This is a genomic window from Nostoc sp. NMS9 (genome assembly GCF_017114995.1).
In the GTDB taxonomy this organism is placed as follows: Bacteria; Cyanobacteriota; Cyanobacteriia; order Cyanobacteriales; family Nostocaceae; genus Nostoc.
The window spans coordinates 169,682-183,468 of record NZ_JABXKL010000074.1 but is presented as its reverse complement, the minus strand read 5'-3'; the positions used below and the strand labels follow the sequence as shown (position 1 = coordinate 183,468).

13 protein-coding genes are annotated in these 13,787 nt (G+C 39.7%); 5 read left to right on the top strand and 8 right to left on the bottom strand.

The features are described from left to right. Positions 1–89 precede the first annotated feature (89 nt). Positions 90–1,178 carry a hypothetical protein gene (locus HWQ40_RS23155; protein ID WP_292782312.1) on the top strand — a complete coding sequence of 363 codons (1,089 nt, stop codon included), beginning with the start codon at positions 90–92 and terminating at the stop codon, positions 1,176–1,178. An 82-nt stretch (positions 1,179–1,260) separates the two neighbouring features. Here HWQ40_RS23155 and HWQ40_RS23150 read toward each other — a convergent pair whose 3' ends face one another. The 4 genes from HWQ40_RS23150 to HWQ40_RS23135 form a co-directional block, all read right to left on the bottom strand. Continuing rightward, positions 1,261–2,859, bottom strand: a complete 1,599-nt coding sequence (locus HWQ40_RS23150; protein WP_292782310.1) for a B12-binding domain-containing radical SAM protein — start codon at positions 2,857–2,859, stop codon at positions 1,261–1,263. A 270-nt stretch (positions 2,860–3,129) separates the two neighbouring features. Continuing rightward, positions 3,130–4,089, bottom strand: a complete 960-nt coding sequence (locus HWQ40_RS23145; protein ID WP_292782308.1) for an NAD(P)-dependent oxidoreductase — start codon at positions 4,087–4,089, stop codon at positions 3,130–3,132. Between the two features lie 181 nt (positions 4,090–4,270). Beyond that, positions 4,271–5,332, bottom strand: coding sequence for a uroporphyrinogen decarboxylase (gene hemE, locus HWQ40_RS23140; protein WP_292782305.1), 1,062 nt, complete (start codon positions 5,330–5,332; stop codon positions 4,271–4,273). Positions 5,333–5,695: 363 nt separating this feature from the next. Further along, positions 5,696–6,382, bottom strand: coding sequence for a PEP-CTERM sorting domain-containing protein (locus HWQ40_RS23135; protein ID WP_292782302.1), 687 nt, complete (start codon positions 6,380–6,382; stop codon positions 5,696–5,698). A gap of 652 nt (positions 6,383–7,034) precedes the next feature. Here HWQ40_RS23135 and HWQ40_RS23130 point away from each other — a divergent pair. Together HWQ40_RS23130 and HWQ40_RS23125 are read left to right on the top strand one after the other, a co-directional pair. Continuing rightward, on the top strand, positions 7,035–7,772 hold the full coding sequence (locus HWQ40_RS23130) for a hypothetical protein (protein ID WP_292782300.1): 738 nt from the start codon (positions 7,035–7,037) through the stop codon (positions 7,770–7,772). Positions 7,773–7,805: 33 nt separating this feature from the next. Next, on the top strand, positions 7,806–8,429 hold the full coding sequence (locus HWQ40_RS23125; RefSeq protein ID WP_292782298.1) for a hypothetical protein: 624 nt from the start codon (positions 7,806–7,808) through the stop codon (positions 8,427–8,429). Between the two features lie 38 nt (positions 8,430–8,467). On the opposite strand, the gene HWQ40_RS23120 is transcribed toward HWQ40_RS23125, so the two are convergent. The 3 genes from HWQ40_RS23120 to HWQ40_RS23110 all read right to left on the bottom strand — a co-directional run bounded on the left by HWQ40_RS23120 (position 8,468) and on the right by HWQ40_RS23110 (position 11,801). Continuing rightward, entirely contained in the window at positions 8,468–9,787 is a 1,320-nt protein-coding gene (locus HWQ40_RS23120) for an ABC transporter substrate-binding protein (protein WP_292782296.1), read from the bottom strand. A gap of 52 nt (positions 9,788–9,839) precedes the next feature. Then, a complete protein-coding gene (locus HWQ40_RS23115; RefSeq protein WP_292782293.1) occupies positions 9,840–11,012 on the bottom strand; it encodes a glycosyltransferase in 1,173 nt (390 codons plus the stop codon). 135 nt (positions 11,013–11,147) lie between these two features. Then, positions 11,148–11,801, bottom strand: coding sequence for a glycosyltransferase family A protein (locus HWQ40_RS23110; protein WP_292782291.1), 654 nt, complete (start codon positions 11,799–11,801; stop codon positions 11,148–11,150). Positions 11,802–12,090: 289 nt separating this feature from the next. Between HWQ40_RS23110 and HWQ40_RS23105 the strand changes: the two genes are divergently transcribed. Both HWQ40_RS23105 and HWQ40_RS23100 read left to right on the top strand, forming a co-directional pair. Then, positions 12,091–12,267, top strand: a complete 177-nt coding sequence (locus tag HWQ40_RS23105) for a hypothetical protein (protein WP_292782288.1) — start codon at positions 12,091–12,093, stop codon at positions 12,265–12,267. Further along, positions 12,264–12,851, top strand: coding sequence for a class I SAM-dependent methyltransferase (locus HWQ40_RS23100; RefSeq protein ID WP_366934025.1), 588 nt, complete (start codon positions 12,264–12,266; stop codon positions 12,849–12,851). Before HWQ40_RS23105 ends, HWQ40_RS23100 begins: the two co-directional genes overlap by 4 nt. Before the next feature lie 31 nt (positions 12,852–12,882). Here the strand turns inward: HWQ40_RS23100 and HWQ40_RS23095 are convergent, their stop codons facing one another. Continuing rightward, on the bottom strand, positions 12,883–13,785 hold the full coding sequence (locus HWQ40_RS23095; protein WP_292782286.1) for an LD-carboxypeptidase: 903 nt from the start codon (positions 13,783–13,785) through the stop codon (positions 12,883–12,885). Positions 13,786–13,787 lie beyond the last annotated feature (2 nt).

Genomic DNA, 13,787 nt, shown 5'->3' with positions numbered 1-13,787 from the left:
AGTAAATACAAGTAGACATAAATCAAGATAAGTATAATTTTAAACAAAAATTAGAAAAAGAGGATAGCATATTAGTTTTAAGAAACAGTATGCAAAAGCAAGACTTTTATCGCGCTGATCCTGTTGCCCGTTGGTTAATTGACAAATGCCAATTGACACCTGTCAGTTTAGGAATGCTCTCAATCGTCATTACATCTGGTCTTTATTTAATTGCTGCTACGCTAAGTAAGACGTTGATATTACATGAAAAACATTTAGGATTGCTACAGGATTGGTTCGCCTGGGTATGGATCTGCCTGCTCAATCCAGTTATCTTTGGCTATTACCTGTGGTCATTTAAGGCAATCTATCAGCTAATTGAATACCTTGAGCAATCGGATATTGTTGACACTACCGAAGCAGAAATTAATTTGGTATTATTGCCTTACCAAAAGTCGTGGCGTCAATTTTTTGGATTAGTAACAGCGATCGCTTTTGGAATCTGGTATTTCTCCGTACAGCAAGATGTTTCTAACTGGACAGGATCTGATGGAGGAATTCCTGCCTTGACGGGTGCAATTAACGCTGTTGCAATATTTTACGCAGGAAGTGTATTAGTCTTGAACCTAACAACTAATGTTTGGTTACTGCATGAACTTTTGGGTAAGAATAATAAGCAACTTAAAATTAATCCACTCCACCCCGATCGCTGTGGCGGTTTAAGTCCGTTGAGCCGATATTCATTGAATACAGCTTATCTAGCAGCTATATTTGGTACGATGATCACATTGAGTAAGTATCAATTTATTAGTCAAGGAATCGCGCAGGAGTATTGGTATTTTAATTTCACAATCCTACTCTATATTCCCATCTCCTTAGTATGTTTTTTTGGCCCTCTCCTTGCCGCCAGCAGAGGTATGAAAAAAGCTAAACAAGAATTACTAGGCGAGATTGCCAAGCAGTTTCAAATAGATTATAAACGCATTCACACAAGCTTGAGTAGCGATGGAGAAACTTTGAAGAAAGAAGCTGTGAAACTTCAAGAATTGCGTTCTATCTACACATTGACTAATGATTTTCCTGTGTGGCCTTTTGATGTTACAACCTTCCGTCAATACTTGCTTTCTGTAGTGACACCACTTCTACCCCTGCTAATCAAGTTAGGAGAGTACTATTTTAAGCGCATGGTTGTAAAGTAATTTAAACTCAAATATTGGATTTGCATAATTTTAATTGAGAACGGGTAATAAGTAATTTATTTACTATTACCCATTACCAACCTTAACTAACTACCGCTTCCGCTTTTTCCTCAGCTTTTTCTTTCACTAGTACATAAGGCGTTTCTGCACCTTGTGCCAAATACTCAGCTAGCTGACTTTCAATCTGATCGCGCACAATTTGGCGATACTCCAGAAAATGCTCGTTGTGGGCGCAAGCAGAAATGTAATGTTCAATCACTCCAGGGTTACGCTTGAGAATGCTGAACAAATGATGCCAGAATTTCCAGCGGGTTTCCCGTTTGATTCCTTGTCGCCAAATTACAATCAGCAACGCTTTCACAACTACCCACTCTGGCATTTTTGCTGGGGCTTTCCAACTGGGCAAGCCCATCATCAAGAAGCAGCGATAGGTGCGATCTAAATACTGTACTGGGTCATATAAAGTACAGAATGCTTCAATATATTCTCTGGCAAGTTCTTCCAGGGGACGAGTAGGCAGGAAGTTCATCAATGTTGTTTGGTTGATGTTACCATCTTGATTTTCCCGCAGTCGTCCTTCCTTTTTCAGGCGATGCCAAAGCGCAGTGTTAGGTAACGCTTGTAACATCGCAAAGGTCGTTGAGGGAATTGCTGCTTGTTCAGCAAAGCGGACAATGCGATCGCCTGCACCTGCTTTTTCGCCATCAAACCCAATAATAAACCCAGCCATTGGGCGCAATCCCGCCCTGGTGATGGTTTCCACTGCCTCAGTTAGAGAACTGCGAGTATTTTGAAACTTCTTGGTCATTTGCAAACTATCCTCATCCGGCGTTTCGATTCCCAAAAACACCGCCGAGAAACCAGACTCAACCATCAACTCCAACATTTCTGAGTCTTGTGCTAAGTCAATTGAAGCTTCAGTGTCAAATCGGAAGGGATACTTATGTTCTGCCATCCAGACTTTTAACTCTTTCAGCAACAACTTCACATTTCGCTTGTTGCCAATAAAGTTGTCATCAACCATGAACACACCCCGCCGCCAACCCAATTCATAGAGGCAATCTAACTCTGCTAAAAGTTGGGCTGGGGTTTTGGTGCGCGGTTTGCGCCCGTAGAGAACAATAATGTCGCAAAATTCGCACTGGAAGGGACACCCACGCGAAAACTGCACCGACATCATGTCATAAGCATTCAATTCTAATAAATCAAAGCGGGGTATTGGTGTACTTGTGACATCAGGTTTTTCTGTGGCGCGGAAAGTCCCAGAAGTTTCACCCCGTTCAATTGCCTCAATAAACATGGGCAGCGTGATTTCCCCTTCATCCAGAATTAGAAAATCTGCGCCAACATTTTCAACTTCGTGAGGTACAGATGTGGGGTAGGGGCCGCCAACTGCGACTAACTTGCCACGTTTTTTTGCTTCCTGGATTTGCTCAAGTAAATCTTGTTTCTGGACAATCATCGCAGAGAGAATTACTACATCTGCCCATGCCCATTCTGCTTCTGTTGCGGGGCGGATGTTGCGATCGACCAGTTTGAATTCCCATTCTTGGGGCAAAATCGCCGCTACTGTTACTAAACCCAGAGGTGGTAATAAAACCTTGCGATCGACTAACTCCAAGATTTTTTCGTATGACCAAAAGGTTTTAGGAAATATCGGATACACTAACAAGATTCGCATGTAGTATCAATCCTCACACTTTGATTGTTATCCCACTCTAACGAAAATAAAGAGTTATTGACTTTTTATTAAAGTTGTTTTATTTTACCATTGATATTTTTAACTCAAATGAAGGCACTGGGGAGCAGAGAGGAAAGAGGTAATTTTCCATTCTTCACCCATACTCAATGACGCCAGTCGCTAATGGAGAAAACCCCAGAGGCTCTCTACGAGATGAGGATAATTTTCTGCTAATATTTTACAAACGTTGTCAAAAGCCACAGATTATAATCAATTTTTAGCCTTTTCAACACCGCTAATTTTCAAAACATCACTCATGGTTGCACAATAATTTGGCAAGCCGAAACTATCGGGATTGATGAATTTTTCATAGGTAAAATGCCGATAGTTCATGCAGAACCGATCCCAAGCGGCCATCCGAATGCGGAACAGAACAATAATCAAATTAGCCAATGCTATAGATATGGGAATGCGAAAGTAAATCTTTTTGCCCAGATAAGCACAAACTTGTTTCACTGCTTGATTAGCAGTTAATGGTGCTTGACCTAAAACAAGCCGACGTGGTTGATCATTTTTGGCAGGATGATCAATTAAATATCGTACGACAGTGGCAATATCTCGTCCGTGGATAAAGTGAAAACTGCCATCTGCTTCCAAAAAGCGAATCAAATTAATATATTTCGTAACTTCTGGAATGCCAGATGTGACAGGAGAATAGGGTTTATTAGCATCCCCACCCAATACTAAAGTCGGAAATACTGTGGTAATTTTGGGTGCGATCGCTAATTTTTCTTTTTTCTCTAAGCACTCATATTTAGAACGGATGTAATCTGTCCCAATTTCCCCGGCTTCTTTCAATGGTTGATTGTAGCGATCCAAAACGCTAGCTGTCGAAAAATAAATCACCTGTTGGCAACGTTCTGGATCTAGCAGTTCCAACAACTCTATAGTCTTGACGACATTAATATCAAATGTCTCATCACCACCCCAAGCTGTGGCTGTGAGTACCGCCGTATCAATTGTGGATAGCAAATCGGCAAACTGGCGAATATTTTGCATATCACCTTGTAAAACGTTGATACCTGAACGTGCCTTAGTATCAACTTGTAATTTGCTTGGGTTCCTAACTAGTAGATACAGTTCGTGATCTGTTTCCTTAATTAAGGCTTCTGTTAAATAATGACCTACACAACCACTTGCACCAGTCACTAAAATCCGTTTCTGGCTCATAGATAATTTATCAAACGTTAGGAGTTAAAACTAAAGAGTTAAAAATAAAGTTAAAAGTTCCGAATCAGGAGTTAAAAATAAAGTTAGGAGTGAGAAGTGAGGAGTTAAAAATAACTTTGCACTTCGCAACTGATAACTCCTAACTCATAACTCCTAACTCATAACTCATAACTCATAACTCTTAACTCTTAACTCCTACAAGATTCAATTCCTTTGCGGTTTCAAAGAAGAAAGCGACATTTTCTTCGGGAGTTTCTGGTAAGACACCGTGACCGAGATTGAGAATATGACCCCAATTACCAGCTTTGCGAACCGTATCGAGAATGCGATCGCGGATAAACTGTTTAGAGCCAAATAGCACGCCTGGGTCAAGATTTCCTTGAACTTTCACTTGCTTACCCAATCTGGCTCGTGCGTCTGCCATATCCACTGCCCAGTCTACACTGACTATATCGGCGCCAGATTGTCCCATTCTTTCCAACACACCCGCACTACCACTAACTAGCAAAATCAAAGGTGTATCAGGATGGGTTTGCTTGACTTGCTGGAAAACTCTTTGCTGATAGGGGAGAGCAAAAGTATCATAATCTTGAGGACTCAATTGACCCGCCCAAGAATCGAACATTTGCACAACTTGAGCGCCAGAGTCAATTTGGTAGCGGGCATAGATGGCGATCGCATCTGCTAATTTAGCTAACAGTTGATGCAATATCGTCGGATCTGAAAATGCCATGTTTTTGATGATGGAGTAGGTTTTAGAACCTTTTCCCTCAACCGCATAAGCTGCTAACGTCCACGGCGCACCCACAAAGCCCAACACCGTTGATTTATCGCCTACTTCCGAACGCAGCGCTTGCAAAATTGTTTTGATAAATGGTAGAGCTGCTTCTGGTTCTAAAGGATGCAAACTATCAATTTGTTCTTGAGTGCGGAGGGGTGAGTGAATAATTGGCCCTTTACCTTCCGCAATGTCCATGTCAATGCCCAAACCAGGTAATGGCGTGACAATATCAGAAAATAAAATTACTCCGTCTGGTTGGAAGGCTTTCCACGGTTGCAAGGAAACTTCAATTGCTACATCTGGAATTTCCGAGCGATCGCGAAACGAAGGATACTTATCTCTTAAGTCTCGATATGCTTTCATATATCGTCCCGCTTGTCGCATCATCCATACAGGGGGACGATCTACTACTTCACCACGAGCAGCCCGTAAGAGATGAGGAGTTGTTAAAGAAACACCCATTTATTACTTCATCCTATTTATGCCACTGTTTAGCTTATCATTCTGGGATTACGCTTTTCCAGCACGTTGTTAGGAAAAGGTGAGTAGCAGGGCATAAAGTAATATTATTTTATAATATTTTGATTATTGGATATGAGCGCTCGGTTGGCTTGACTACAGTAATTAATGCCACCAAGTGCCACAAATTATTCTTTTTTTGGTTTATCTGATGAAATCATCGCTTTGAGTTCCACGTAGAAATGCACCTCTGGCTTATACATCAAGGGAACGCATGAGGAAAACTGCATGACAAATAACAAATGTGTCTCTACGCTTGACGTAGAGACACATCCTTAAGGGTTTTCAATCGGTATCGCGATCAATTTATCCTTTCACTGTCGCTTTATGTTGTGAGCGTTTGAAAAGTGAAGTCATACCACAAGCACCTATTGCTAACACACCTAACATCGCACTAGGTTCGGGAACGCTCTCGGCTAGTCTATAGGCGTGGTTATCTGTTTCAAAGGCAATACCATTTGAGCGCATCACAACTCGGTCAAATGTTTCTCCTGTATCAGCTACAAGATTGACAAACATATTAGCTTGAGAGCTAGTCCAACTACCATCAGCTATAGCAGTTGGCACATCTGCACCACTAAAACTCTTTAACAACTGATTGCCTTTGTAAATGTCAACAAAGTTGTAACTATCCAATGAGCCTGCATAAAAACCGAAGTAATTAACAGCTTCTTTGAAGTTAATATTAACAAAACCACTGTCACCTGCAACATTACTACCTGATGGAGAAATTGTTAGATATTTGGTGTTATCCCCATAAGGTGAGGCGTATTGACCAGATACGCTACCTTGAACAATGTTAGAAGTAATATTAGAATAAGTAACAAATCCATTAGGATCGTTTGCTGTGCCATCGTCAAAGGTGACAGTTTTGGCATCAGCGTAGCTAGAAAACGGGCCACTGTTGACTTGCATAGTCACAGCACTAGCTGGATTTGCACTCACGATCGCAATAGTTGTTCCGATTAAAGCCAATGATAATTTTTGCAGCATTCTAGTAATAGAGCTTGAAGAACACAAAGAGAATTAAGACTGAACTTTTCTTGAAACCTAGCTATGAAAAGCTGGTTTCATTACTCCAACAAATTAGAAGAAAATCACAAAGATTGTTAGGTCTTTATATCTGACTGTTGTTGGGTAAAACAAGCTCGAAGATGTAAGTTTATCTTGATGCTTTGTAATCCTATTTTGATTTTTATAACTCGCAAAAGATACGGTGTATATACTAAAATTTCTTTAAAGATTAAGTGAAGGTTATTGTGCAATTGTAGTGGGCAGAACAAACGCATCTAAATTACTCTTGATCGCAACCAAGGTTAAGAACCAACCAAAAATCACCATTTATAGTTTGATTTAGTTTCCCAGACTCAAAGCGATGTCTAGGATGGGCTACTCCTAAATCTTTAGCAAGAAGAATAGGTTAATGAAATTCTATTGAGAATAGACTGTTATTATTGACATAATATTCTCGCCTTGGGGAAGTGACGAGTGGTGAGTGGGGAATAGAAAATAGGGACTGGTGATTGAGAAATAGGGTAAAACAAGAATCAATATTTAATTGAGGATTGGGCATTGGGCATTAGTTATTCTCCCTCTGCTCCCCTATCTCCGTGATCTCACTATTCCCTCACTCCCCTAACTTGTTATGCAAACTGACTCTAATAATCCCGATCATCTTGCATCTACTAATAACAAGCCTAATCTAGGAAAGTTTTTGATTCCGCGATCGCAGCGACAGAGGTTCTTTATTCAGTTTACCTTAATGACCCTCATCGGATGGGTTGTGGGTGGCGTTGCCAGTATCGCTTTAGAGAAAATTATTCTCCAAATTCTCTCACCTAGCGTTGTTATCCAACCACAAACATGGAGCATTTTGGTTAGAAGTCTTAGTAACGTTGTATTTGCCGTGATTTTCGCTGCTGACCAAGCTTTTGTGCTTTACCGATATTTACCGGGTTGGCAGTGGCTATTTGCTACTAGTGTAGGTTGGCTGATTGCCAATGGTGTTTCTACAGCCTGGATTAACTACATTTCAACCATTGCCTCATCATCTTCTGAAGATACTTTGATTTTTGGATTTTTGTCTGCGATCGCATATATAATTTCTGGAATTTGGCTAGGGATTTGCCAATGGCTGGTATTGAGGCGATATACAGCAGGCATTTGGTGGTGGAATTTTTTACCCTCAATCTCTTTCTTCTGGATCACTATTTTGGTTTGGTTACTTTTTATTATGCAAAATTTTATTCCAGAAACCTACCGTACTCCCATACTATATTGGAGTGGACAAGGACTTACAGCAGCTATTTTAGGAGCCATACCAGCAATTGGTTTGTGTAGATTAAAAAGAAATTTACATCCCAAAACTGGAGTCTCTTCCTAACTTTTATCGATATATTCCACAACCTTAATATTTATGACTCGCCCGCGCATTCTCCAACTTGGTCAAAGTTATACATTTAGTAAGTATTTTGAATTACCTTATGCCCCAGCAGATATCTTGGCGGAACTGGGATGTAGTTACGAACGCGCATCGCTACAACTACCACAATATTCAGGTATAATTGACTATTTAGAGTTTTTACAGCGTTACTTACGGCGCAATATCATGCACGTAAATCCTATCAGTGAAGCTGCAAAACGTGAAGTTTTAATTGCTCCTATTTTGTTGGAAATTTGCGACCAAACGCAAACTCAACTAAACATTGAGTACCCCATTAATGTTAGCGAACAACTCAAAGGAAGTTTTGATTACTATATTTCATCTTCCAATTCACTGTTAGTAGTTGAAGCCAAGCAATCCGATTTAAGCCGGGGGTTTACTCAACTTGCAATTGAATTGATAGCACTCGACCAATGGACAGATTCGCAAACACCAACTTTGTATGGTGCTGTAACAAATGGAGAAGATTGGCGATTTGGAATATTTTATCGGCAAGATAAACGGGTCATGCAAGATATCAAACTTTATCGCGTTCCAGAAGGTTTGGAAGAATTAGTGCGAGTACTTGTAGGAATTCTTACCAATGCTAGTAGTTAATTACAGTAATTTATTTTACATGAACTACTAGTTCTAATTTATTTGTCATCCCAAATCAAATCTAAACGCTCTTGTGCTTTCTTGAGGGCTTTTTCAGCAGACTCTCCTAGTACTGTCGCTTCTATAGCTCGACCAAGACTGTCAGAAAGACGACTATATCCAGCAATAGTTGGTTGAGAATGTGCCACAGGTAATTGGTCAAAAAACACTTTTAACACTGGTTTTTCATTGATGAATTGCTGATAAGCTTTGCTTTGAGCTGATGTGAGGGTAACTGGCAAAAAACCCGTCCCCATACTCCATGCTGTTTGGAATTCCTCGCTCAAAACATACTCTAAAAATTTGAATGCTGCTTGCTCTCTTGCTGGTGTAGTCTTCATCACAAAAAAATTTCCAGTACCTGTGACTGTAGCAGCTTTGACACCTGCTGGTATGGGTAATACCTGATGATCGACCTCAGATTTCATGATTAACGTCCAAGGGCCTGTAATTTGCATTGCAACACGACCTGTAAGAAAAGCTTCCTCTTCATAACCTCGTTCTGGGGCAGAAAGCATTACTGAACCATCTTCGATCAAGTCTTGCCAAAATTTTAAGGCCGCGATCGCACCTGCATTCGTTAAATTCGGGCGATTATTGGTTACTATCTCGCCATCAGCACTATATAAAAACGGCAACCAACTAACCACAGTCCATCCACCTTTTCCTAAAGGCAGTAACATACCATACTGTTCGGGGCGGCCATCCCGATTGCGGTCTATAGTTAATTTTTTGGCAACTTGTCTCAACTCCTCCCAGGTTTTGGGTATTTCTGTAATTCCCGCAGCTTTAAAAAGTTTAGGTCGGTAAAAAATTCCAATATTACTGGTGTGCATTGGCACTGACCAAATATGACCATCTAACTGCATTTCTTCTAATAAGTTAGGTCTAATGTCTGACTTGATGGGCAATTTGTCCAACCAATCTTCTAAAGGTCGAAGTGCCCCTAATTCCACAAATTGACCTGTATATTCAGGGTGGAATGACAGGATATCTGGGGGCACATTAGCAACAACTGATGTTAATATTTTTGGTAAATTGGGTTCCGGTTCAAACATAGACTCAACCTGAATATCAGGATGAGTTTGATTAAATTTATCTACTAATTTTTCAAAAATCTCTCGATGTGAAGGTGGATTAATAGCTTGCCAAAGTGTCAGATGAATTACCCCGTCGTCCTTTTGTCTAATTCCCTGACAACTAGATAAAAATATCAGAGACAAACTCAGAATAATTCCTAAAATTGAAAGCTGACCAGCAGAATTTGTCAATAAACACCAAAAATATCTAATTTTAGAAGTTAGAAAATTAATATTCATACAAACTTTTTAGATATAAAGATAGTCCATTTAGCACATTATTCCTAATTAATTACACCGATTGAGAAACAACTTGCTCAATTAAACTTTCTAACTGGTTGGCACAGCTAGTTTCACTAAAGAATTGTGTAATTTGCTCAGAGCGATCAATCTTCTGCTGAGGAGTTTTTACATGGTCAATGATAGCTTCTGCTAATGCATCAACATCGCTTGGTGGCAGTATCGTTCCACATTTCAGTACTTCAAAAATATCACGAGGGCCAACTGGACAATCACTAGCAATAAATGTTACTCCACTGGCTACAGCTTCAACAAGAACCAGTGGTAAGCCTTCAAAATGAGAAGCAAGTATAACCACTCTAGATTGTGAGAAGTAAGCTCTAGGATTACTTACAAAACCAGCAAAGAGGACAATATTATTAATAGCTAAAGAAGTTGCCAGAGCTTTTAATTCTGTCTCTAATTCCCCGTCTCCTAGCAAAATCAGCCGAATATTTAAGTGATTTTCACTAACTTTAGCAAATGCCTTGAGTAAGGTTTTATGGTCTTTTTGATGGTGAAATCTAGAAGCACATACAAAGGCAATCAACTGCGAATTGTCAAACCAAGATTTGGCTATAGGATGAAGAGGTTGGTTATTTATATCATCTATAGCTGGATTGTAAGATATCACTATTCGACGGTGCTTAAAGCCAATATTTGCAAATCTTTGATAAAGAGCTTTGCATACAAAAACTAGTCCGTTAGATTGCTGAAGAGCCTGCAAATCAATCCGGCTAGTAATACTTATAGATATGTTATTAATCAATTCACTGATAGGGTTTGTTGTGCGTTCAGTCTGTGATTCAGAAATATAATCGCTATGGATATAACTAATATATGGAATAGATAAACTTCCAGGGATAAACTGAGATAAATAAAATAGTTTAGTGATAAATGCACTATGACAAATAATAATATCTGGTTTCTGTTCAGCAATAATCCTATTTAATTGGATTGCTACCCATATTTGATGTATCGCTCTGCCAATATAAAATAAAGTACCTGCAATTTTCATCACAATGACTATTTGGGCTGCCTTAAAAGATACCTTCCATCGTGGATCTAAAATAGTAAGTACCACGGTAGAGACTTTATAGCCAGCTTTGACCTGAGAAGAAATTAGCGAATCCGCTACTTTTGGCGCTCCACCAAGGTTATTCAAAACTATATGACAAATATGCATACTACAGTTAGATTTCACTCACTTTAGCAAAATAGACAAACTCAAATTTAGTAGTACAGAATGATAGAAATAATTATACAGTCAGCAGGGGAGTGAAGCAGCAACTTCTGACTTATCTTCTCTATTTGCCTGATTTTATGAATACTCTTCTAAAACACTTTTGGTAACACTGGTTTCCGCTCTTGTGTAAAGATATGTTTCTGGGACAGTGACTTTTTGCGTTTTAAAAGTTTTTGCTGCCCGATGCCAAAAATCTGTATCCTCTCCATAGTGGATGTTTTCAAAGCCCCCTAACTCAAAAAATACTTTTCTCTTGCCGAAAAATGTCGGGCCTAAAACACATTCTCGCAAATTAATTGTTTTACCTGGCTGAAAATAATCCGCTACAAAAATCTCTTCATCACTGGCAAATCCACCTTCAATTAAATCAATTTCTGGATGATTTTTCATATATTCAAGCCGTGATTCTAGATGATTGGCTTTGTAAGCATCATCACTATCGAGAAGTGTAATATATTTGCCAAAGGATGCCTGAATACCAGCATTTTTAGCGTAGGATTGTTTTTTATTTTGATGTTTGAGATATCGAATATTGGAGAATTTCTGGACATAAGGATTGACAATTTCAAAGGTCTTGTCTTGGCTACCATCATCGACTATAATAAGTTCCCAATCTTTAAAGGTTTGATTGATAACACTATTAATGCCATTATCTAAATATTTGGCGCGATCATAAGTACAGATGACAACTGATATTTCTGGCATTGGGTCAAATTTTATTGGACTCATAATGGATTGTAATTAAAATTAGGTATTAGTACTGAAAAAAAGGGTTCTTAGCATAACCATGCAATCGCTAAATTTACACCCCGTGCGTATAGTACTCTAAATTATCACAAGGCTCCGCTAGAAGGAATTACCCTAAAGGAGGTGAGATCATTCTCCTTTGAGGATTGTATCAATTCTGAAAACTATGATTTTTTCTCAGTATTAACTATTCAACCATAATATGGTACTGTATTCGGTTGGTAAAGCTGACAAAATTCGTAGATAACAAATTCTTTAGAGAAGAACAAATATGACTGAAACTAATGAAATTATTAAAAATGTCTCATTGTCAACTTGGGACTATATTTCACCCGGATTTGAGATAATTTATCCTGATTCCGCCTTTCCCAATATGATCGTTGAAGATCCCAAGAGTTCCTATTGGCCTTATTTACGTCCAATGTGGATAGATAAGAGCCATTCATAGGGTTCCTGAATCGAGATGAAGCACATATTTTATATAATACAGCACTCAAATTTGCTGGAAAAAAAGCTTTAGAAATTGGTTGTTGGCGGGGTTGGTCTGCCTGCCATCTGGCATTAGCAGGAGTGGAATTAGATGTAATTGATCCTGTTTTAGCCAAAGAAGATGTTAATGAAAGTGTAACTACTTCCTTGCGACTGGCTAATGTTCTTGACTCCGTTAATTTAGTGGACGGTTATAGCCCACAAAAGGTAGAGGAATTAGCTAAACAATTACAATGTAAGTGGTCATTGATTTTTATTGATGGCGATCATGAAGCACCAGCGCCTCTCAATGATACGATTATCTGCGAACAATTGGCTGAGGCGGATGCTTTAATTTTATTCCATGATTTAAATTCTCCTGATGTCACACAAGGCTTAGATTACTTAAAGCAAAAGGGTTGGAATACAATCATTTACCAAACTATGCAAATTATGGGGGCTGCTTGGCGTGGGAATGTTGAGCCAGTAAGACATCAGCCAGATCCGAAAATTAATTGGAATTTACCACAGCATTTAGCACATTATTCTGTGAGTGGATTATGACTGTTTAACCTTAAGCGGATCTGATTTTAACTTAATGTGGATGCGCGATCGCTAATATTCCTGCATCCCCATCTAAAGTTACCTCTATACCCACTGGTAAGGCTGCATTGGGACTATCATGGCCAAAAGGCAAATCGGAGACAATCGGAATCCCCAAATCGCCCAAGCGATCGCGCAATACTTCTTCTACACTAAAACTAGATATAGTTGGTGGCGCTTCACAACGAGTAAAACCGCCCAACGCAATACCGCAGACTTGAGATAAAGCACCGCTCAAACGCCACTGTGTCAACATCCTGTCAATACGATAAGGTGCTTCGGTAACATCCTCGAAGGCCAGAATTACACCATCCAGATGTGGCAAGATTGGTGTACCCAAAAGGTGAGTAGCCACTGTCAGATTACCTGGTAGCAAAGTACCATTAATCACACCACCACCCCAACCGCAACCTTTGAGAGGGGTGAAAGAACTACCTTCTAGCCAATCAAATAATCGCTTAATTGACCAATCTGGCTCATCTGCCAAAGTTGTCATTACAGGACCGTGAACGCCGGAAATTCCTGCTATATAAAGGCTCCATAATAAAGCTGTGATATCAGAAAAACCTATAAGCCACTTGGGAAGCGCTGAAGTTGGCCAATTCCAATTTTCTAAGATGCGGGTGCTGCCAAAACCACCTCTGGCACAGAGAATACCACGACAATCAGGATCTTGCCATGCTGCTGCTAGCTGTTGACGGCGGTTTTCGTCTGTTCCGGCTAGATAACCCCATTTGTCATCTATCTGGGGACTGATTTCTAATTGATAACCACGCGATCGCCAAATTTCTAGACTCTGTTTAAATTCCTCGAATTCTCGCAAAGCACCACTAGGGGCAATTACTCGTAGTAAGTCTCCAGGTTTTAGGGGCGGTGGTAAGATTTTGGCTGGCATGA

Excerpts from the sequence above, each read along its gene's own strand:
- HWQ40_RS23155 (WP_292782312.1), top strand. The coding sequence starts at position 90 with ATGCAAAAGCAAGACTTTTATCGCGCTGATCCTGTTGCCCGTTGGTTA.
- HWQ40_RS23150 (WP_292782310.1), bottom strand. The coding sequence starts at position 2,859 with ATGCGAATCTTGTTAGTGTATCCGATATTTCCTAAAACCTTTTGGTCA.
- HWQ40_RS23145 (WP_292782308.1), bottom strand. The coding sequence starts at position 4,089 with ATGAGCCAGAAACGGATTTTAGTGACTGGTGCAAGTGGTTGTGTAGGT.
- hemE (WP_292782305.1), bottom strand. The coding sequence starts at position 5,332 with ATGGGTGTTTCTTTAACAACTCCTCATCTCTTACGGGCTGCTCGTGGT.
- HWQ40_RS23135 (WP_292782302.1), bottom strand. The coding sequence starts at position 6,382 with ATGCTGCAAAAATTATCATTGGCTTTAATCGGAACAACTATTGCGATC.
- HWQ40_RS23130 (WP_292782300.1), top strand. The coding sequence starts at position 7,035 with ATGCAAACTGACTCTAATAATCCCGATCATCTTGCATCTACTAATAAC.
- HWQ40_RS23125 (WP_292782298.1), top strand. The coding sequence starts at position 7,806 with ATGACTCGCCCGCGCATTCTCCAACTTGGTCAAAGTTATACATTTAGT.
- HWQ40_RS23120 (WP_292782296.1), bottom strand. The coding sequence starts at position 9,787 with ATGAATATTAATTTTCTAACTTCTAAAATTAGATATTTTTGGTGTTTA.
- HWQ40_RS23115 (WP_292782293.1), bottom strand. The coding sequence starts at position 11,012 with ATGCATATTTGTCATATAGTTTTGAATAACCTTGGTGGAGCGCCAAAA.
- HWQ40_RS23110 (WP_292782291.1), bottom strand. The coding sequence starts at position 11,801 with ATGAGTCCAATAAAATTTGACCCAATGCCAGAAATATCAGTTGTCATC.
- HWQ40_RS23105 (WP_292782288.1), top strand. The coding sequence starts at position 12,091 with ATGACTGAAACTAATGAAATTATTAAAAATGTCTCATTGTCAACTTGG.
- HWQ40_RS23095 (WP_292782286.1), bottom strand. The coding sequence starts at position 13,785 with ATGCCAGCCAAAATCTTACCACCGCCCCTAAAACCTGGAGACTTACTA.